We start from the raw sequence: 19133 nt of genomic DNA on the forward strand, positions 1-19133 counted from the left end.
CCAAGCGTTCCCTTTTCTTTTCCCTTCTCGCATGAACCCCATCCAGGCCGGGTCCTTCCTGACCTTGCATTACCGGCTCTCGGGCCCGGACGGCGCCGACATCGTCAACACCTTTGACGACAAGCCCGCCACGCTGTCGCTCGGTGCCGGCCAGCTGTCGCCCGCCATCGAGGCGCGCCTCATCGGCCTGCCCGAGGGCGCGCATGAGCGCTTCGAGCTGAAGCCCGGCGAAGCGTTCGGCGAGCGCAACCCCGAGCTGTTGCAGCGCGTGAAGCTGTCACTGCTGCGGCAGCTGGGCGACCCGGACGAGGTCTACAACGTCGGTGACGTCGTGCAATTCCCCGGCCCGGACGGGCAGGGCGGCTATGCCGGCGTCGTTCGCGAACTTGGCGACGAAGCCCTGCTGTTCGACTTCAACCACCCGCTTGCTGGCCAGCCGGTCAGCTTTGAAGTCCAAGTGATCGGGGTGCTTTGATGAACGCTGTTTTGCATCCCCAGGAAGTGGTGCTGGCCGAACCGCGCGGCTTTTGCGCCGGCGTGGACCGCGCCATCGAGATCGTCGAGCGCGCGCTGTTGAAGTTCGGCTCGCCGATCTACGTGCGCCACGAGATCGTCCACAACACCTACGTCGTCAACGACCTGAAGTCGCGCGGCGCCATCTTCATCGAGGACCTGGCCGAGGTGCCGCCCGGCGCGACGCTGGTGTTCAGCGCCCATGGCGTCAGCCAGGAGGTGCGCCGCGAGGCCGCCGCACGGGGCTTCCAGGTGTTCGACGCGACCTGCCCGCTGGTGACCAAGGTCCACGTCGAGGTGGCCAAGCTGCACCGCGAAGGCTATGAATTCATCATGATCGGCCACAAGGGTCATCCCGAGGTCGAGGGCACGATGGGCCAGCTGTCTGAAGGCATCTTCCTTGTCGAAGAGGTCGAGGATGTGGCCAAGGTGCAGGTGCGTGATCAGGGCAAGCTCGCCGTCGTCACGCAGACCACGTTGAGCGTGGACGACGCGGCGGAGATCCTGGCCGAGGTGAAGCGCGTCTTCCCCCAGGTGCGCGAACCCAAGCAGCAGGACATCTGCTACGCCACGCAGAACCGCCAGGACGCCGTCAAGGTGCTTGCGCCCCAGGTGGACGTCGTCATCGTTGTTGGCAGCCCCACCAGTTCCAACAGCAACCGTCTGCGCGAACTGGCCGAACGCCTGGGCACGCCGGGCTATATGGTCGACTCCGCCGAAGACCTGAAGGCCGAGTGGCTGGAGGGCCGGGCCCGTGTGGGTCTGACGGCCGGCGCCTCGGCGCCCGATGTGCTGGTGCAGGCCGTCATCGACCGCCTGCGCGCGCTGGGCGCCACCACGGTGCGTAGCCTGCCGGGCGTGGAGGAGCATGTTCGCTTCCCGTTGCCGATGGGGCTGGGCGACAAGTCCATGGCCGAGGTCAGTTCCTCGCGATCTTGACGCCGGTGCTTCCAGCTTCCGGCGGCGCCTCACATTGGCGCCGCTTGTCTATTCGAATCCTGAAGGTATTCCCATGCTCGACATCACCCAGCTGCGCAAGGACCTCGATGCTGTCATCGAGCGCCTGAACGCGCGCAAGACCCCCCAGACCTTCCTCGACGTGGAGCGCTTCAAGTCGCTCGAAGGCGAGCGCCGCTCGGTGCAGGTGCGCACCGAGGAACTGCAGGCCCGCCGCAATGCGCTGTCCAAGCAGATCGGCATGGCCAAGGGCAAGGGCGAAGATGCATCTGCGCTGATGGCAGAAGTCGGCAGCATTGCCGACGAGCTGAAAGCCGGCGCCGAACGCCTGGACGCCATCCAGGTCGAGCTGAACCAGATGCTGATGGGCGTGCCCAATCTGCCCGACGCCAGCGTACCTGCGGGCGTGGACGAAGCCGGCAATGTCGAAGTGCGCCGCTGGGGTACGCCCCGCACATTCGACTTCGAGGTCAAGGACCACGTCGACCTGGGCGCGCCGCTGGGCCTGGATTTCGAGATGGGCGCCAAGCTCTCCGGCTCGCGCTTCGCCTTCCTGAAGGGCCCGGCCGCTCGCCTGCACCGCGCGCTTGCCCAGTTCATGCTCGACGTGCAGACGACCGAGCACGGCTACACCGAGTGCTACACGCCTTACATCGTCAACCGCGAGATCCTGGAGGGCACGGGCCAGTTGCCCAAGTTCAAGGAAGACATGTTCTGGGTGCTGCGTGGCGGCGATGAGGAACAGGTCGAGCAGTACCTGATCTCGACCTCGGAGATCTCACTGACCAACACCGTGCGCGAGAGCGTGCTCAAGCCTGAAGACCTGCCCGTCAAGCTGACGGCCCACAGCCCCTGCTTCCGCTCGGAAGCAGGCTCCGCCGGCCGCGACACGCGTGGCCTGATCCGCCAGCACCAGTTCGACAAGGTCGAGATGGTGCGCATCGAGCTGCCCGAGAACAGCATGGCCGCGCTGGAAGAGATGACGGGCCACGCCGAAGCTGTGCTGCAAAAGCTCGGTCTGCCCTACCGCACGGTGCTGCTGTGCAGCGGCGACATGGGCTTTGGCTCGACCAAGACCTATGACCTCGAGGTCTGGCTGCCGGCGCAGAACACCTTCCGCGAGATCAGCTCCTGCTCGAACATGGGCGCCTTCCAGGCCCGCCGCATGCAGGCGCGCTTCAAGAACGCGCAGGGCAAGAACGAGTTCGTACACACGTTGAATGGCTCAGGCCTGGCGGTCGGCCGGACGTTGGTTGCGGTTCTCGAGAATTACCAGAACGCGGATGGCAGCATCACTGTGCCTGAGGCGCTGCGGCCCTATCTGGGCGGCGCTGACACGTTGCGAGGTTGAGCTCAAAAAGCCTGGCTATAATGCTGGGCTCAGCTCGCACCAGATTCGGAGAGGTGGCAGAGTGGTTGAATGTACCTGACTCGAAATCAGGCGGACGGTAACGTCTCGGGGGTTCGAATCCCCCCCTCTCCTCCAGCACAAGGCCAGTCCACCAGGACTGGCCTTTTTGCTTTGTGCGGGGCGTCAATCAGGGCAGGTTGGGTGCGCGTGGCTGCAACTGCCCCGGTGTGAGCCCCAGAATCCTGCGCAGCGAATGCGTGAGATGGGCCTGGTCGGTGTAGCCCAGTTCGGCCGCCACATCGGCGGGGCGCTGACCTTGTTGCAGCAGGCCTGCGGCGGCGTCTGCCCGCAGGATCTGCTGCAGCTTCTTCGGGCTCATGCCGGTCACATGGCTGCTGTGGCGCTGCAGGCTGCGGTCGTCCACGCGCTCCCAGCCGCCGGCAGCAGCGCGCTGCACCAGCAGGTCCACCTCGATGAGGCCGCGCCGCGCAAGTTGCATGACGAGCTGCTCGGCGTTCTCGAAGCTGGGCAGTTCCAGGCGCTCGTCGCCGATCAGGAAGTCACGCCGCCCCGCGAACCCATGCACATGGCCCTGGTTCATCATGCGCTGGCCTGGTCGGGCGGGCATGTAGATCTCGGGTCGGAAAGCGATGCTGAGATAGCTGTCGCCGGCCTCGCTGCCCAGTTTCACGACGCGGTCGGTCTGGCCGGTCTGCAGCACCATCAGGCCGCTCCGGGTCTGCCGGAAGACGAGGTCCCAGCTGCCATCCGGCCGTACCAGATCCTGCGTCGCTGCCGTGTAGCTCACCCGGTCGATGTGCGTGATGAAACGCGCGGCCGATGGCGAATCGGCCGCGCGCGTTTCACGCTGGATGCCTGGGTTGTGGCCCGTCACGCCACGTGCATGCGAGGAGAAGGCATGCACGCATGGTAGCGACGACTTACTGCAACTGGGCGAAGAAGCGGCGTATGTCCCGCACCAGCAGCTCGGGCGCGTCCGTCGCCGCGAAATGCCCGCCATGCGGCATTTCGGTCCACTGCATGATGTTGCTGTGCGAGCGCTCGGCAAAGGCACGCACCGAGCGGAAGTCGTTCGGGAAGGAGGCCACGGCCGTGGGCACCGGGTTGGGCAGTTCACGGTAGCCGGCGCCGGTCTGGGCGGTCTCGAAATAGAACTCTGCCGCCTGACCGCCGGTGGCGGTGAACCAGTACAGCGAGACATGGGTCAGGAAGCGCTCGCGGTCCATGGTCTGGGCGGCCTCGCCCTCGAAGCCGAAGAAGAGTTCGGCATTCCAGGCCAGCTGCGCCACCGGCGAATCCACCAGGCCGAAGCCCAGCGTGGCCGGCCGCTTGGACTGGATCTCGGCATAGCCGTTGTACTTCTGGAAGCGCTCGAGGTTGGCGAACCCGGCCCTCTCGAACGGGGACAGCTTCTCCATCTCGCCCGGCGCGCCGCTCGGGAAGGCGAAGATCTGCTGCAGGTGGACGCCGATCAGGCCCCGCGGATTCAGGATGCCCAGCTCGCGGCCGACGAGCGCGCCGCCGTCGCCCCCCTGGGCGCCATAGCGCTCGTAGCCCAGGCGCTTCATCAGCGTGTCCCAGGCGGCGGCAGTGTGCGTGGCCTCCCAGCCTGGGCCGGCCAGCGGCGACGAGAAGGCAAAGCCGGGCAGAGACGGGATGACGAGGTGAAAGGCCATCGCCGGGTCCAGCCCATGGGCGCGCGGGTTGCTCAAGGGGCCGATCACATCGAGGAACTCGGCCACCGTGCTGGGCCAGCCGTGCGTGAGGATCAGTGGCAGCGCATGCGGCTCGGGCGAGCGCACGTGCAGGAAGTGGATGGTCTGGCCGTCGATCTCGGTCAGGAACTGCGGATGGCGGTTCAGCTCGGCTTCATGCGGGCGCCAGTCGTAGCCATCCACCCATTGCTCCGCCAGTTCGCGAATGAAACCGGTGGCCTGGCCGCGGCTCCAATCCTGCACGGTGGTCTGGGGCCAGCGGGTCTGGCGCAGGCGCTGCTTCAGGTCGTCGATCTGGGCTTGCGGGATGTCGATGCGGAAGGGGCGGATGGTGGTGCTCATGACAGGCTCCTGGGTGGGGTGGATCGATGGAGTCAGTGTCTCGATCTGCCCCGCCGAGAGCTTGTAAAAACCCGCCAATGCGGCCCGCCGTCAATGTTGGTGGTGCCCTCCGGGCTTGCGCACCTGCACCTGGGCATCCTGGGGAGCCGCACCGGGCGCCGTGGCCGCTGGCGGCGCGTCACCCACTTCGCGCGCCAGCGTGCCGGCGGGGTGCGGGAACCAGCCCGGGTCGCTGTAGTCGCCCCGCTTCAGTCCGCGCCTGACCTTGAGCACGCTGAACATGCCACCCATCGCTATCGATCCGAAAGGCCCGTCCCCGGCCATCATGGGCGCGGTGTTCTCCGGCCCCGGCATGCTCATCTCCGTCATCTCGTGCATGCCGCTGTGGCCCATGGCCATATAGCCCGGCACCAGCTTGCGGATCTTGGCCTCCAGGTCGCTCGCATCCACACCCAGCATGGTTGGCACGTCATGTCCCATCGCGTTCATCGTGTGGTGAGCCTTGTGGCAGTGGAAGGCCCAGTCGCCTTCCTCGTCGGCGATGAACTCGATCTGGCGCATCTGGCCGACCGCGATGTCGGTTGTCACTTCGGGCCAGCGCGCCGTGCGTGGCACCGGGCCGCCGTCGGTGCCGGTGACCTCGAACTCATGGCCATGGATGTGCATGGGATGGTTGGTCATCGTCAAGTTGCCGATGCGGATGCGCACGCGGTCGCCCTGGCGCGCTACCAGCGGCGCGATACCCGGAAAGATGCGGCTGTTCCAGCTCCACAGGTTGAAGTCCAGCATGGTCATGACCTTGGGCGTGGCGCTGCCGGGCTCGATGTCATAGGCATTGAGCAGGAAGGCGTAGTCGCGGTCCACGTCGTCGATCTGCGGGTGCTTCGCCTTGGGATGCGTGATCCACAGGCCCATCATGCCCATGGCCATCTGCACCATCTCGTCGGCATGCGGGTGGTACATGAAGGTGCCGGGGCGGCGGGCGATGAACTCGTAGACCCAGGTCTTGCCGGGTGGGATGGGAGGCTGCGTGAGGCCCGTGACACCGTCCATGCCGTTGGGCAGGCGCTGGCCGTGCCAGTGCATGCTGGTGGCCTCGGGCAGGCGGTTGGTCACGTAGATGCGCACGCGGTCGCCCTCGACGACCTCGATGGTCGGGCCGGGGCTCTGGCCGTTGTAGCCCCACAGGCGTGCGGTGAAGCCCGGCGCCATCTCGCGCACGACGGGTTCGGCGACGAGATGGAATTCCTTGACGCCGGCGTTCATGCGCCATGGCGCCGTCCAGCCGTTCAGCGTGACGACGGGGTTGTAGGGGCGGCCATTGCGTGGAACCAGCGGCGCTTGCGTGTCGGGCGAGGTCTGGATGACGGGTTCTGGCAGGGCCGCGAGCGCCACGGTGGACACCGCGGCCAGCGAGGTGCCAGCGAGCAGGGAGCGTCGATTGAGCATGGGATCCTCGGGATTCAGTGGGTTGCCGCGGTGGGGGCGGCGGCAGCGGCCTGGGGCAGCGCTGGCGCGACACGACCGACAAGGGCCTGGTCGAGGTCGGCCTGGGCGACCCAGAAATCGCGCAGCGCCTCCTGCGTGGCGCTGACGGCGGCGACCTGGGCGCGGGCATCGGCCAGCAGCTCGAAGACGCCGATCAGCATGGCGTTGTAGCGCAGCAGCTGTTCGCTGGAGACGCGCTGGGCCAGCGGCAGCAGTTCGTCCCGGTGCTGGCGGGCGACATCGAAAGCGCTGCGGTAGAGGCCGTACGCCTCGCGGGCTTCGGAGCGGGCCTGGATGGCTGTATCCGCGGCCACATGTGCGGCTTCGCGGGCCAGCGCCTCGGCCTTCGGTTGGGGGCCGGGGCCGAAGAGCGGCAGCTCCAGCGCCACCTCCCAGCCGCGTTGGGTAGGCTGTTCGTTGGACGAGTTGCGTACCGTGCCCAGCTCCAGCATCGACACCCAGCGCGTCATTCGAGCAAGGTCAAGCTGGCGCGCGGATTGCTCCAGAGTCAGCCGCGCCGCCTGCACGTCCAGGCGCTGGGCCAGGGCTTGCGCTTCGATGCCGGCTTGCTCTCGCGGCGTGGTTGGTAGGTCGGGCAGGCGCTCCGGCAGGCGCAGTGCGCTGCCGTCCTCCAGGCTCAGCAGGCGCACGAGGCGTTCGCGTGCGGCGAGCCGCTGGGCCTCGGTGCGTGCCAAGGCGAGTCGGGCGTCGGCCTCGAAGCCTTGTTCGCGGGCCCGCGCCAAAGCATTGAAGTTGCCGGCGACCTGCATGCGGCGTGCGAGTTCCGCGCCGGCCTCGGCGGCTTCCCGCACCTGGCGGCGGTAGGCCAGGGCCTCCTCGGCCGCGACGGCGCGTACCCAGGCGCGGCGCGTGTCGGCGGCCAGGGCCAGCGTGTCGGCGGCGGCCTGCTGCTGCTCAGCCTGCAGGCGGCGCTGCTCGGCGGCGCGCACCAGCGGCAGGGTCAGCAGACGCGCAAGGTCGATATGCCAGCCGCGCTCCAGCTCCACCTCGCTGCCACGCGTCAGGCGGCTGAAGCGAAAGCCTGGGTTGAGCAGACGGCCGGCCGCATCGACGTCGGCAGCAGTGACACCAAGGCGCGCCAGCCGGGCCTGCAAACCGCGATTGTTCTGCAGCGCGAGCTGCACGGCGGCATCCGCCGTCAGCGGTTCTCGCAGTCGCTCGGCAATCTGGTCAGCAGAGGGCAGGGTGGCCGACAGTGGCTGGGCGGTGTGTGGCTCGGTCAGCCTGGAGACGGGGGCGATGCTGTCGGGGGGCGCGGTGGTGCAGCCAGTCAGCGCGGTCAGTAGCGCGAGCCCGCAGGTGCGGGCGAAGGGAAGGGGATGCATGCAGGGCCTCTCGGGGCGGTGCGAAGACGCCCGCCGCGTTTTGCAGCGGCGGGAACAGCGGCAGTAACAGCGGCGAAGAGAAGCTCAGCCCCTGGGAGGCGGGTCGGGCAATGGAGGTACGACGCCAGCCCAACGCTCGGCCGGTGCCTGAGCCACGCGCAGGGCCGGTGCGGCAGGCGGCGTGTCCAGCGTCAGCACGGGTGGCGGCGCGGCGGCCAGGCAACAGGGCGCGCAGAGCTTGCAGGGCTTGGCCGCGTGGTTGTGGGGATCGCCATGCATGCTCTGGTGGTCATGGCCGGCGTGTTGCTCTTGCATAGGCACCGGTACCGGCTCACAGCCCAGTTGGCCGGCCGCGAGCAGGCTGCGCAGGGGCAGCAGCACGAGCAGCAGGCAGAGCAGGACGAAGCGACCGACGCGATGCATCTGCGGCACTTTACTACCCGTGCTGCTGAAGCCAGGCCCGCGGCGACATGCCCGCATGCCGCTGCGCGAACAGCCGGCTCAGGGCCGAGGCATTCGCATAGCCCAGCTCGGCCGCCAGCGTCTTCAAGGACTTGCCGGCGCGCAGTTCGGCGCGGACGATGGCCAGGCGCCAGTCGGCGAGATAGCCGGCGGGCGTCTGGCCCAGGGCGTCGCGAAACGCCTCGGCAAAGCGGCTGCGCGACATGCCAGCCTCGGTCGCCATGGCTGCCAGGCTCCAGGCCTCGCCCGGCCGGGCATGCAGGGCCGTTAGCGCCCGGGCCAGGCGCGCGTCCGCCAGGCCGCGCATCAGGCCCAAGGGCAGGGCCGCGTCGCGCTGGTCCAGCATCCAGCGCAGCAGTTGCAGCAGCAGCACCTCGAACAACCGGTCTGCCAGCAAGCGCTGGCCACAGCGCACGCGCTCGGCTTCGCCGAACAGCAGGGAGAGCGTGGCGTCAATGCCGTCCACCTGCGCCAGCGGCAGCACCACCAGCGGCGGCAGCGCCTGCACGAGCGGGTGGCCGGCCTCGAAGTCCAGGGTTGCGCAGACGAAGTCCGAGCCCTCGGTCGGCGCGTTGTGGAAGTCGTGCGCCAGCGGGCGCGGGTAGAAGACCAGGCTGGGTTCGCGCACCCACAGGCGTTCGATGAGGCCGGTCGCACGGGCATGCCTCACCTCCATCTCGCCATTGCGCATCACATGCAGGAAACCGCGGTCGGGCCGGGCATCGAAGTGGGTCACGCCGCACAGCGGCCCGGCGTGGAAAAGGCTGGCGCGCACGCGAAAGCGCTCGAACAGCGGGCTCAGGCGGTCCAGTGGCGGGCTATCAGTCACGGTACGAATGGGTTGAATTGTTGGATGAAATGATACCTATCGCTCCTGCCTGGCAACGACAGTGGAGGCCTTCATCCACTGCCATCGAAAGGCGACACCATGACCTCCCGCGTTCCCCTTGTCTCTGCCACCGACACCCCCGCCGCAGCCCGCGCGACGCTGGACGCGATCCACGGCGCCTTTGGCGCGACGCCGAACATGTTCCGCGCGGCGGCGAATTCGCCTGCGGCGCTGCAGGCCATGTGGTCCTTCTTTGGCGCTCTTGGTGGCGGGGCCATCCCGGCCAAGCTTGGTGAGCAGATCGCTGTCGCCGTGGCCGACCGCAATGCCTGCGAGTACTGCCTGGCCGCGCATACCGCCCTGGGCCGCAAGGCCGGCGCGACGCCTGCCGAGATGAACGCGGCCCAGGCTGGTGAGTCGGCCGACCCGGCGACGGCGGTGGCGCTGCGCTTCGCGCTCCAACTCGTCGAGCAGCGCGGCCAGGTGGGTGATGCCGATGTGGCAGCCGTGCGCGCGGCGGGGTTTGGCGACGGCCAGATCGTCGAGATCCTGGCTCACGTGGCGCTGAACCTGTTCACCAACTACGTGAACGTCGCGTTTGCGGTGCCGGTGGATTTCCCGAGCGTGAAGCTGCGCTCGGCTGTCTGATCGAGAGGCGATGATGGCGCAGATGAAAACCGCCCTGGCCCTGCGCCATCTCGCCTTCGAGGACCTCGGTCTCATCGAGCCCGTGCTGCTTTCACGCGGTTTCGATGTCCGCTATCACGAGGCCGGCGTCGACGACTTCGCTGCCGTTGATCTTGATGCAATCGATCTGCTCGTCGTGCTTGGCGGGCCGATCAGCGTGGAAGACGAGGAACGTTTCCCCTGGCTGGTCGACGAGGTCGGGCTGATCCGCCAACGACTGGACTCACGCCTGCCGCTGCTCGGCATCTGCCTGGGCGCGCAGCTGATGGCCCGAGCCCTGGGCGCGCGCGTGAAGCCCATGGGCGTCAAGGAGATCGGCTTTGCGCCGCTGACCATGACGGCGGCGGGGCAGGGCACGGCGTTGGTCGAGCTGGGCGATCAACCCATGTTGCACTGGCACGGCGATCAGTTCGAGTTGCCGGCCGGGATGGTGTCACTGGCGGCGACGACCGTCTGCCCTCACCAGGCGTTCGCGCCGCACAACCGGGCCCTGGGCCTGCAGTTCCACCCCGAGGTCGCGCCCGAGCGCTTCGAGCAATGGCTGATCGGCCATATCGACGAACTGGCGCAGGCCGGCATCACGCCGAATGAACTTCGCGCCGCGATGTCGCGCGAATCTGAAGGATTGCGAGCCGCCCTGAAGCGGCTGATGGACCGCTGGTTAGACCAGGCCCTGCTTTGACGCCAGCACCGCCGCTTCCGCACGGCTGGACACGTTGAGCTTCTTGTAGATGCTCTTGATGTGGTCGTTGACGGTGAACCACTTGATGCCCATCAGGTTCGCGATCTCCTTGATCGTGAAGCCCTTGCTCAGATAGGTCAGCACTTCGCTCTCGCGCGGCGTCAGGCGTTCCCATTCGGGCGGCGGGTCCAGGGCGACGCTGCGGCTGTTGGAAAAGCCCGCGTGCGAGGACGACAGTGAGCCGAAGCCCGAGTTCAGCGGCATGGTGCCGCTGTCACTGGAGCCGGGGCGGAAGTGAGACAGCAGGCGGCGCGCGATGGCGGGTGACAGCGGCGGCTGGCCGCGCACGATGCGCTGCAGCTCCTCCACCAGCACCTCGAAGCGGTCTTCCTTCAGCAGATAGCCGTCGGCACCGCACTGCAAGGCCGGAAAGAGGTGGTCGTCGTCCGAATACAGCGTCGTGACGATCTTGATAGCCGGAGATCCCGCCAACTCGGTCAGGAACTCCATGCCGTTGCCGTCGGGCAGTTCCAGGTCGACGAGGATGAGCTTGAAGCTGATCTCCGGGTTGCCACCTGAAAGCTTGGCAACCTGGCGGCGGGCGTTCTCAAGGTCACCGACTTCGGTGAGCTCCATCGCGTCGCTGAAGCTCTCTCGCACCACGCGGCACAGGAAACTGCGGGCAACGGGGTTGTCTTCGATGATGAGAACTTTGACGGTCATGGCGCGTGGCGGGCAGCGGCTGTCGATTCGACCGTCGAGAATGTAGCGCACCGCCCCCTAGAAGCTCCGGTGGATCGCCCTAGTCCAAGCCCCCGGTTCAGGCTTCACGAATTGGTAAGAACTAACTTGCCGACCACCTCGCGGGCCGCCATGCGCGCGAAGGCGGCAGGCAACTCCTCCATCGGCAGCACCCGGTCCAGCACCGGCTTGATCTTGCCCGCGGCATACCAGGCCGCCAACTCTCCCAGCATCGTGGCGTTATGCCCGGGCTCGCGTTTGGCGAATTCGCCCCAGAACACGCCGACCAGGGACGCGCCCTTGAGCAGCGCCAGGTTCAGCGGCAGCGCCGGAATCTGGCCCTGCGCAAAACCGATGACGAGGTAGCGGCCGCGCCAGGCGATGGAGCGGAAGGCCGCTTCGGCCAGGTCGCCGCCAACGGGGTCGTAGATGACGTCGGGCCCCTTGCCTTCGGTCAGGGCCTTCAATTCATCACGCAGGTTCTGCGTCGCGTAGTTGATGGTCGCGTCGGCGCCAAGGGCCTTGCAGGCCAGGCATTTGGCATCGCTGCCCGCCGCGGCGATGACCCGCGCCCCGGCGGCCTTGGCGATCTGGATGGCGGCCGTGCCGACGCCACCCGCCGCGCCCAGGATGAGCACGGTCTCGCCGGGCTTCAGAGCTGCGCGGTCCACCAGCGCGTGGTGGCTCGTGGCATAGGTACAGATGAAGGCCGCGGCGTCCTCGAAACTGAAAGCTTCGGGCAGCGGCATGGCCAGCACGGCCGGGATGCAGACCTCGGTGGCAAAGCCACCCAGGCCGCCAAAGGCCGCGACGCGCTGGCCCACGGCAAAGCCCTTGACGCCTTCGCCCACCTCGGTGACCACGCCCGAGAACTCCGTGCCTGGCACAAAGGGCAGGGGCGGCTTCATCTGGTACTTGTTCTGCACGATGAGCAGGTCAGGAAAATTCAGGCTGGCGGCGCGGATAGCCACGCGCAGGTGCCCAGCGGGCATGGCCGGGGCCGGCATTTCGCGCCATTGCAGCGCCTCGACGCCCACCGGGTTCTCGCAGAGCCATGCCTTCATCGTCGTCTCCTCTTTGGTGAAGCGATGATGATAGAAATCCGCTGGGTTACACCCGGTCTCGCAGGTGACGCTCTCCCTACAATTGGCCCCATGCGCATCCTGATTTCCAACGACGACGGTTACCTCGCACCGGGCCTCGCGGCCCTGGTAAAAGCCTGCGAAGGCCTGGGCGAGATCGAAGTCATCGCCCCTGAGCAGAACGCCAGCGGCACCTCCAACTCGCTGACGCTGAACCGGCCGCTGAATGTCCACCGCGCCGCCAACGGGTTCCGTTATGTCAGCGGCACGCCATCCGACGGTGTCCATCTCGCCCTGACCGGCCTGCTGGGCTATCGGCCCGACCTGGTGCTCTCGGGCATCAACAACGGCGCCAACATGGGCGACGACACGCTGTATTCCGGCACCGTCGCCGCCGCCACCGAGGGCTATCTGTTCGGCATCCCGTCCATCGCCTTCTCGCAGGCCGAGAAGGGCTGGGTTGAACTGGAGGCCGCGGCCCGCGTGGCGCGCAGCGTCGTCGAGCAGGTCATTGCCGGGGGCTTAAGCCAGGGCTTCCTGCTCAACGTCAACATCCCCAACCGGGCCGATGCCGACACCCTGCCGCGCAAGATCACGCGCCTGGGCCGGCGCCATGCCAGCGAAGGCATCATCGAGCAGATCAACCCGCGCGGCGAGACCATCTACTGGATCGGCCCGGCCGGGGACGCCCGGGACGCCGGCGAGGGCACGGACTTCCACGCCACCGCCAACGGCCAGGTGTCGATCACGCCGCTGCAGGTGGACCTGACCGAACATTCGTCTCTCGGTGCCTGGGCGCAGCGCCTCGGTCTCTGAATGTCTACACCCAAGCGCTTCCCGGCCAGCCTGAAGTCGGCCACGTCACCGCAGCGTGAGCTGCTGATGCCGCAGCGCCATCTGCATCAGGCCACGCGGGACGCGGCCCGGCTGGCGCGCCCCAGCGGCACCGGGCTGGACAGCGGCGCCGTGCGCCAGCGCATGGTGGACCGGCTGCGCGCCGAGGGGAAGTTCGACGAGCATGTGCTCGCCGCGATGGCCACCGTGCCGCGCCATGAATTCGTCGACAGCGCCTTGGCTGCCCAGGCCTATGAAGATACGGCCCTGCCCATCGGCCACGGCCAGACCATTTCCAAGCCCTCGGTGGTCGCCCACATGCTGGGCCTGCTGATGGCCGGCGCTGGTGCGCGTCAGCGCGGGTCGCTGGGCCGTGTGCTGGAAATCGGCACGGGTTGCGGCTACCAAGCAGCCGTCATCGCGCTGCTGGCGCGACAGCTCACCTCCATCGAGCGCCTGCAGGGCCTGCACGACAAGGCCAAGCTCAATCTGCAGCGTGTGGGGCTGCCGCGCGTGCCGCGCCTCATCTGGGGCGATGGCCGCCTGGGCCACGCAGCCAGCGGGCCTTTCGACTGCATCATCGCTGCGGCGGGCGGCGAGGACATTCCCGCCGCCTGGACCGAGCAACTCGCCCCTGGCGGGCGTCTCATCGCCCCGACGGCGGCCGGCGGCCGCGGCCAGGTGCTGGTGGTGCTCGACCATGTCGTCGAGGCGGGCGTCAGCCGCTGGGTGCGCAACGAGCATGAAGCCGTGCTGTTCGTCCCCTTAAAATCCGGCGTCCTCTGACGGGGCCGTCGGCGCACCGCGCCACACAATCGGGTCGGCCTTCCAACGTGCTCTAGCCACACGATGCCCTCAAGCCTGCGCCTTTTATTCACTGCCATCACCACCTCGCTGCTGCTCAGCGCCTGCGGCACGTCGTTGCATCGTGCCGCACCGGTCGAGGACCGCAACCCGCAGCCCGCCACGGCCGCGGTGGTGCCGGCGCCCGCCGCGTCGGCGGCTTCCGCGCCCGATGCCAAGCCGCCGCTGCCGGGTGCTGAGAACGCCGGCAAAGCCGGTTACTACACCGTCAAGCCGGGTGACGCGCTGATCCGCATCGCGCTGGACAATGGCCAGAGCTGGCGTGACGTGGCCAAATGGAACAGCCTGGAGAACCCCAACCGCATCGAGGTGGGGCAGGTGCTGCGCGTCGTGCCCCCAGGTGTCGACCCCAGCGCCGTGACAGCCAAGCCCATCGCCAGCACGGCCAAGGTCGAGTCGCGGCCGCTTGACGCCAAGCCGCCGGTCGCTGCCGCAAGTGCGCCGACGGCTTCGTCCACCAATACGTCCACACCGGCCGCATCGGAAGACGACAGCATGGCCTGGGGTTGGCCGGTCGCCCAATCCATCAGCGCCGGCTTCGACGAGCAGCGCAACAAGGGTCTGGACTTTGCAGGCAAGCCGGGTGACCCGGTGCTGGCTGTCGCCGATGGACGCGTTGTTTACGCTGGTTCGGGGTTGCGCGGCTACGGCAACTTGGTCATCATCAAGCACAACAGCACCTACCTGACAGCGTATGCCCACAACCGGGCCATGCTGGTCGAGCAGGACCAAACCGTACGCAAGGGTCAGAGGATTGCCGAGATGGGTTCCACCGAGAGCGATACCGTCAAGTTGCACTTTGAAGTGCGCAAGCTCGGCAAGCCTGTCGATCCGGCCAAGCTGCTGCCGCCGCGCTGAGAAGCCGGCCAGCCAACAGTCATGCATCGGGCCAGCGATCACGTCATGAAACGCGCTGCGCCCAAGCTCAACGGACATGGTGGCAATGGCAGCGAGCCGGCTGTCATCTTGTCGGCGCTGAACGGGGGCAGCGGTGATGCCGAGCCGGTTTCAGACGTCAGCGAAGAAGACGGCCGGGCGCTGCGCAATGGCGGCGACGAGGTCGAGCTCGGCAACGCGCTGCAGGCCTATCTGCGCGACATCCGCCGCACGCCGCTGCTGACGCCTCAGCAGGAATTCGACACGGCCGTTGCGGCGCGCGCGGGTGATTTCGATGCGCGCCAGGCCATGATCGAGCACAACCTGCGCCTGGTCGTCAGCATCGCCAAGAACTACCTGGGCCGTGGCCTGCCGATGAGCGATCTCATCGAGGAGGGCAATCTCGGCCTGATGCACGCCATCGGCAAATTCGAGCCCGAGCGCGGGTTCCGTTTCTCCACCTACTCGAGCTGGTGGATACGCCAGAGCATCGAGCGTGCGCTGATGCACCAGGCCCGCTTGGTGCGGCTGCCAGTGCACATCGTGCGCGAGCTCAATCAGGTGCTGAAGGCGCGCCGCGCACTGGAAGCACTGCAGAGTGCCAACGGCTCCGAGGGCCGCGTGCGTGCCGAGGATGTGGCTCAAGCGCTGGGCCGGCCGGTCGACGAGGTGGCCGAGCTGTTGGCCTATGCTGAGCTGCCGAGTTCGCTGGATTCGCCGGTGGACCGCAACGGCGAGGGCGGCGAGTCCATGCTGGATCTCGTGGCCGACGACCAGGCCATCGACCCGATGGGCCTGCGCCTGTCGCACGAGGTCGAGGAGCTGCTGCAGCACGGGCTGGCGAGCCTCAACGACCGTGAGCGCGAGGTGCTGTCGGGCCGCTACGGCCTGTCGGACCGCGAACCGGAGACGCTGGACGTGCTGGCCATCCGCCTCAAGCTGACGCGCGAGCGCATCCGCCAGATCCAGATCGAGGCGCTGGCCAAGCTCAAGCGCAACATGATGCGCCACGGCGTGGATCGGGACTCGATCTTCTAGAGCCCTCGACGGCACCTCGGATAATCCGGGGATGAATCAGACGACGGAATGGCTCAAGGTCGAAAGTATCGAACTTGAGGCGCAGGGCGTGGCGCACAACGCCGAGGGCAAGGTGGTCTTCATCGACGGTGCCTTGCCGGGTGAGATCGTGAAGGCGCAGATCTCGCGCCGCAAGAACAACTGGGAGCAAGGCCAGCTCACCGAAATCAAGAAGGAAAGCTCGCTGCGCGTGACGCCGGGCTGCCCGCACTTCGGCCTGCACGCCGGCGCCTGCGGCGGCTGCAAGATGCAGCATCTGCAGGCCGGCGCCCAGGTGGCGGTGAAACAGCGCGTGGTGGAGGACCAGCTCTGGCATCTCGGCAAGGTCAAGGCCGAGGTGCTGCTGCGGCCCATCGAGGGCCCGACCTGGGGCTATCGCTACCGCGCGCGATTCTCGGTGCGCTATGTGCAGAAGAAGGGCGTCGTGCTGATCGGCTTTCACGAGCGCAAGAGCCGCTATGTGGCCGACATGCAGGTCTGCAAGGTCGTGCCCAAGGTCGTCAGCGACCTGCTGATGCCGATGCGCGAGCTGATCATGGCGATGGCCGAGCGCGACCGCCTACCCCAGATCGAACTGGCCATGGGCGACGAGGTCATTGCGCTGGTGCTGCGCCACCTGAACCCGCTGCCGGACGGCGACATCGCGCTGCTGCGCGAGTTCGCCGCCAAACACGGCGTGCAGTGGTGGCTGCAGCCCAAAGGGCCGGACACGGTCAAGTTGCTCGACGAAGGCGGGCCGCAACTGGCCTACCGCCTGCCCGAGTTCGGCGTGACCATGCCGTTCAAGCCGACCGACTTCACGCAAGTCAACCCGCACATCAACGCCACCCTGGTCGGCCGTGCGCTGCGCCTGCTGGCTGTCGAGCCGGATGACCGGGTCATCGACTGGTTCTGCGGCCTGGGCAATTTCACGCTGCCGCTGGCCACCAAGGCGCGCGAGGTGCTGGGCATCGAGGGCAGCGAGACCCTGGTGCAGCGCTCGCGCGAGAACGCGGCGCTGAACGGCCTGGCGCACAAGGCGAGCTTCGTTGCGCGCAACCTGTTCGAGATGACGCCTGAACTGCTGGCATTGGATGGTGCAGCGGACCGCTGGCTCATCGACCCGCCGCGCGAAGGCGCCTTTGCGCTGGCCAAGGCGGTGGCGGACATCGCCCAGGACCCGTCGCTGGCGCCGGGCTGGATGGCACCGAAGCGCATCGTCTACGTCAGCTGCAACCCGGCAACGCTGGCGCGCGATGCCGGCTTGCTCGTCAATGTGGCGGGCTATCGCTGCACGGCGGCCAGCGCGGTCAACATGTTCCCGCACACGGCGCACGTCGAAAGCATTGCGGTCTTCGACCGCGGTGCTTCAGAGTAGGCTCATATCGCTTCGGCGATGTGATGCCGGAACTAATCGATCGCAGTCTTCGATCGCTGAAGCGCACGTTGCTCAAGTAAATCCCGGCTCGCCCATTGCGACGACCGGGATTTTTTGCTTTTCGGCCTACGTGTTAGTCCGGACTCGGTCCCGGTGCGAAGTAGACAAAATGAATAAACAACATTGTTTAGTTGTTTTGCCGAGCATCGGGTCCACCCGGCCGGCGTCATGACTTCCACAGGAGACAAGCCAGCATGCCCATTCGAAATCTGTTGCCCCGAGTCCTGGGCACTGCCTGCCTGGCCCTCGGGCTCGCATCGTCCGCGCTTGCGCAAACCACCCTGGCCCTGCCGCAACCGGCCCTCAAACGCGGCGTGAACGCGCTGGGCTATGACCCGCTCTGGAGCGAGCCGGCCAAGGCGCGCTTCCAGCTGCGCCATATGCAGGCCATCCGCGATGGTGGCTTCGACCATGTGCGCCTGAACCTGCATGCCTTCGAGCACATGGACGCCGAAGGCCGCTTGTCGACGGCTTGGCTGAAGACGCTGGACGAGATGACAGCCGCGGCGCTGAGCGCGGGCCTGCAGGTCATCCTGGACCAGCACAACTTCAACGACTGCGCCAAGGAGATCGACAAGTGCCGGACGCGACTCAAGGCCTTCTGGCGCCAAATCGCCCCGCGCTACAAGGACGCGCCCGACGCGGTGCTGTTCGAGATCCTGAACGAGCCCAACGGCGCGGCCGACGCGGTATGGAACGACATGCTGGCCGAGAACCTGGCCATCATCCGCGAGACCAACCCGAAGCGCCGCGTCGTCGTCGGGCCGAAGTTCTGGAACTCGCTGGATCAGCTCGACACCCTGAAGCTGCCCGAGTCCGACCGCAACCTGGTCGTGACCTTCCATTACTACACGCCCATGGAGTTCACCCACCAGGGCGCGTCATGGACGCCGCAGTTCCAGAAGCTGTCCGGCGTGACCTGGGGCACGGCCGCCGAGCTGGACAAGCTCAAGCAGGACTTTGACCGCGTCAAGGCCTGGAGCCAGCGCACCGGCCGGCCGATTCTGCTGGGCGAGTTCGGTGCCCTGGAGACGGCGGGCATGGCGCAGCGCGTGGCCTGGACTGCGGCGGTCGCCCGAGCTGCCGAGGCGCGCAGCTTCGGTTGGAGTTATTGGCAGTTCGACTCAGACTTCGTCGTCTGGGACATGCAGGCAGACGGCTGGGTCCGACCCATTCTGGGTGCCCTCGTGCCGGCACCCGGCGCGTCGACACCCCAGGTGGCGCGCGGCGGTGACCCCGCGTTGGATCACCTGATCAATTCAGCCAAGGTCAGTGCCTGGTCGGTCTATGGCGAGGGCCAATCCACACAGCAGGTGGCTTGCGAGGCCTCGGGCAAGACCTGCCTGCGCGTCGACCTGCAGGGCAAGCGCGCCAACGTCTGGGACAACGGCGTGATCACGCCCATCACCGGCGAGATCCGCAAGGGCGACAAGCTGCAGGTGCTCATGTGGATGCGGCTGGATACGGACGACGCCAAGGCCAAGGTCAGCGTGCCCATCTCGCTGCAACTGAATGCAGCGCCCTACACGGCCCTGCTGTCCAGTGTGGCCACGCTGACCAACAAGCTGGAGCCCGTGGTGCTGAACGGCACAGTCCAAGAAAACCAAGCTGCAGGCACGGTGATGCTGTCGGCGCACGTCGGGCAGGTGGGCCAGCCGATCATTGTGAGCGCACCCTTTGTGTTGAAGAACTTCAAGCCGGGCGCCCAATAAAAAAGGAGCCGCGTCAGCAGGCTCCTTCATCAGGCGGCCGCCGTGGAACCGGCTTTGCCGGGCCACTGGCGGCTGCCAAGGCCTGAGGCCTTGTCCTTCGCCAGGCACAAACAGTCCTCAGGACTGTTTCTGTCCGG

Annotated in this window: 19 protein-coding genes and 1 tRNA gene; 12 read left to right on the top strand and 8 right to left on the bottom strand. The window is 67.2% G+C overall.

Features of this window, described 5'->3' with window-relative positions:
- Nucleotides 1–31 precede the first annotated feature (31 nt).
- The 4 genes from ASC91_RS08995 to ASC91_RS09010 all read left to right on the top strand — a co-directional run bounded on the left by ASC91_RS08995 (nucleotide 32) and on the right by ASC91_RS09010 (nucleotide 2956).
- Entirely contained in the window at nucleotides 32–475 is a 444-nt protein-coding gene (locus ASC91_RS08995; RefSeq protein ID WP_056195383.1) for a peptidylprolyl isomerase, read from the top strand.
- Nucleotides 475–1452: a 4-hydroxy-3-methylbut-2-enyl diphosphate reductase gene (gene ispH, locus ASC91_RS09000; RefSeq protein ID WP_056195385.1), complete on the top strand. Its 978-nt coding sequence runs from the start codon at nucleotides 475–477 to the stop codon at nucleotides 1450–1452. The genes ASC91_RS08995 and ispH overlap by 1 nt, the downstream gene beginning before the upstream one ends.
- Nucleotides 1453–1525: 73 nt before the next feature.
- A complete protein-coding gene (serS, locus tag ASC91_RS09005; RefSeq protein ID WP_056195388.1) occupies nucleotides 1526–2821 on the top strand; it encodes a serine--tRNA ligase in 1296 nt (431 codons plus the stop codon).
- 47 nt (nucleotides 2822–2868) lie between these two features.
- A tRNA-Ser gene (locus ASC91_RS09010) sits at nucleotides 2869–2956 on the top strand.
- Between the two features lie 52 nt (nucleotides 2957–3008).
- Here the strand turns inward: ASC91_RS09010 and ASC91_RS09015 are convergent.
- The 6 genes from ASC91_RS09015 to ASC91_RS09040 all read right to left on the bottom strand — a co-directional run bounded on the left by ASC91_RS09015 (nucleotide 3009) and on the right by ASC91_RS09040 (nucleotide 9024).
- Nucleotides 3009–3746 (bottom strand): helix-turn-helix domain-containing protein, encoded by a 738-nt coding sequence (locus tag ASC91_RS09015; RefSeq protein WP_056195391.1) that lies wholly within the window; start codon nucleotides 3744–3746, stop codon nucleotides 3009–3011.
- A 16-nt stretch (nucleotides 3747–3762) separates the two neighbouring features.
- Entirely contained in the window at nucleotides 3763–4899 is a 1137-nt protein-coding gene (locus ASC91_RS09020) for an epoxide hydrolase family protein (protein WP_056195393.1), read from the bottom strand.
- Nucleotides 4900–4989: 90 nt separating this feature from the next.
- Nucleotides 4990–6348, bottom strand: coding sequence for a multicopper oxidase family protein (locus ASC91_RS09025; protein WP_056195396.1), 1359 nt, complete (start codon nucleotides 6346–6348; stop codon nucleotides 4990–4992).
- A 14-nt stretch (nucleotides 6349–6362) separates the two neighbouring features.
- Nucleotides 6363–7733, bottom strand: a complete 1371-nt coding sequence (locus tag ASC91_RS09030) for a TolC family protein (RefSeq protein WP_056195399.1) — start codon at nucleotides 7731–7733, stop codon at nucleotides 6363–6365.
- Nucleotides 7734–7817: 84 nt separating this feature from the next.
- Nucleotides 7818–8156 (bottom strand): hypothetical protein, encoded by a 339-nt coding sequence (locus tag ASC91_RS09035; protein WP_056195402.1) that lies wholly within the window; start codon nucleotides 8154–8156, stop codon nucleotides 7818–7820.
- A 13-nt stretch (nucleotides 8157–8169) separates the two neighbouring features.
- Nucleotides 8170–9024 carry an AraC family transcriptional regulator gene (locus ASC91_RS09040; protein WP_056195405.1) on the bottom strand — a complete coding sequence of 285 codons (855 nt, stop codon included), beginning with the start codon at nucleotides 9022–9024 and terminating at the stop codon, nucleotides 8170–8172.
- A 99-nt stretch (nucleotides 9025–9123) separates the two neighbouring features.
- Between ASC91_RS09040 and ASC91_RS09045 the strand changes: the two genes are divergently transcribed.
- Both ASC91_RS09045 and ASC91_RS09050 read left to right on the top strand, forming a co-directional pair.
- On the top strand, nucleotides 9124–9672 hold the full coding sequence (locus tag ASC91_RS09045; protein WP_056195406.1) for a carboxymuconolactone decarboxylase family protein: 549 nt from the start codon (nucleotides 9124–9126) through the stop codon (nucleotides 9670–9672).
- Between the two features lie 22 nt (nucleotides 9673–9694).
- The gene (locus tag ASC91_RS09050; RefSeq protein ID WP_056197162.1) at nucleotides 9695–10393 is read left to right on the top strand and encodes a glutamine amidotransferase; all 699 of its coding nucleotides are present in this window, start codon (nucleotides 9695–9697) and stop codon (nucleotides 10391–10393) included.
- Here the strand turns inward: ASC91_RS09050 and ASC91_RS09055 are convergent.
- Nucleotides 10373–11116 carry a response regulator transcription factor gene (locus ASC91_RS09055; protein WP_056195409.1) on the bottom strand — a complete coding sequence of 248 codons (744 nt, stop codon included), beginning with the start codon at nucleotides 11114–11116 and terminating at the stop codon, nucleotides 10373–10375. The two genes, ASC91_RS09050 and ASC91_RS09055, sit on opposite strands and share 21 nt — an antisense overlap.
- 104 nt (nucleotides 11117–11220) lie before the next feature.
- Nucleotides 11221–12198, bottom strand: a complete 978-nt coding sequence (locus ASC91_RS09060; RefSeq protein ID WP_056195415.1) for an NADPH:quinone oxidoreductase family protein — start codon at nucleotides 12196–12198, stop codon at nucleotides 11221–11223.
- Between the two features lie 90 nt (nucleotides 12199–12288).
- Between ASC91_RS09060 and surE the strand changes: the two genes are divergently transcribed.
- The 6 genes from surE (at nucleotide 12289) to ASC91_RS28780 (ending at nucleotide 18996) form a co-directional block, all read left to right on the top strand.
- Nucleotides 12289–13032, top strand: coding sequence for a 5'/3'-nucleotidase SurE (surE, locus tag ASC91_RS09065; RefSeq protein WP_056195417.1), 744 nt, complete (start codon nucleotides 12289–12291; stop codon nucleotides 13030–13032).
- Nucleotides 13033–13836, top strand: a complete 804-nt coding sequence (locus tag ASC91_RS09070; RefSeq protein ID WP_056195420.1) for a protein-L-isoaspartate(D-aspartate) O-methyltransferase — start codon at nucleotides 13033–13035, stop codon at nucleotides 13834–13836. It abuts the gene before it with no gap.
- 63 nt (nucleotides 13837–13899) lie between these two features.
- Entirely contained in the window at nucleotides 13900–14772 is an 873-nt protein-coding gene (locus tag ASC91_RS09075; RefSeq protein ID WP_056195425.1) for a peptidoglycan DD-metalloendopeptidase family protein, read from the top strand.
- 45 nt (nucleotides 14773–14817) lie between these two features.
- Nucleotides 14818–15828, top strand: a complete 1011-nt coding sequence (gene rpoS / locus ASC91_RS09080; RefSeq protein WP_082532550.1) for an RNA polymerase sigma factor RpoS — start codon at nucleotides 14818–14820, stop codon at nucleotides 15826–15828.
- A 31-nt stretch (nucleotides 15829–15859) separates the two neighbouring features.
- Nucleotides 15860–17224 carry a 23S rRNA (uracil(1939)-C(5))-methyltransferase RlmD gene (gene rlmD, locus ASC91_RS09085; RefSeq protein ID WP_056195427.1) on the top strand — a complete coding sequence of 455 codons (1365 nt, stop codon included), beginning with the start codon at nucleotides 15860–15862 and terminating at the stop codon, nucleotides 17222–17224.
- Nucleotides 17225–17478: 254 nt separating this feature from the next.
- The gene (locus tag ASC91_RS28780) at nucleotides 17479–18996 is read left to right on the top strand and encodes a glycoside hydrolase family 5 protein (RefSeq protein WP_082532551.1); all 1518 of its coding nucleotides are present in this window, start codon (nucleotides 17479–17481) and stop codon (nucleotides 18994–18996) included.
- Nucleotides 18997–19133 lie beyond the last annotated feature (137 nt).

Origin of the sequence: Pelomonas sp. Root1237 (genome assembly GCF_001425055.1) — a bacterium.
Classification (GTDB): Bacteria; Pseudomonadota; Gammaproteobacteria; order Burkholderiales; family Burkholderiaceae_C; genus Pelomonas.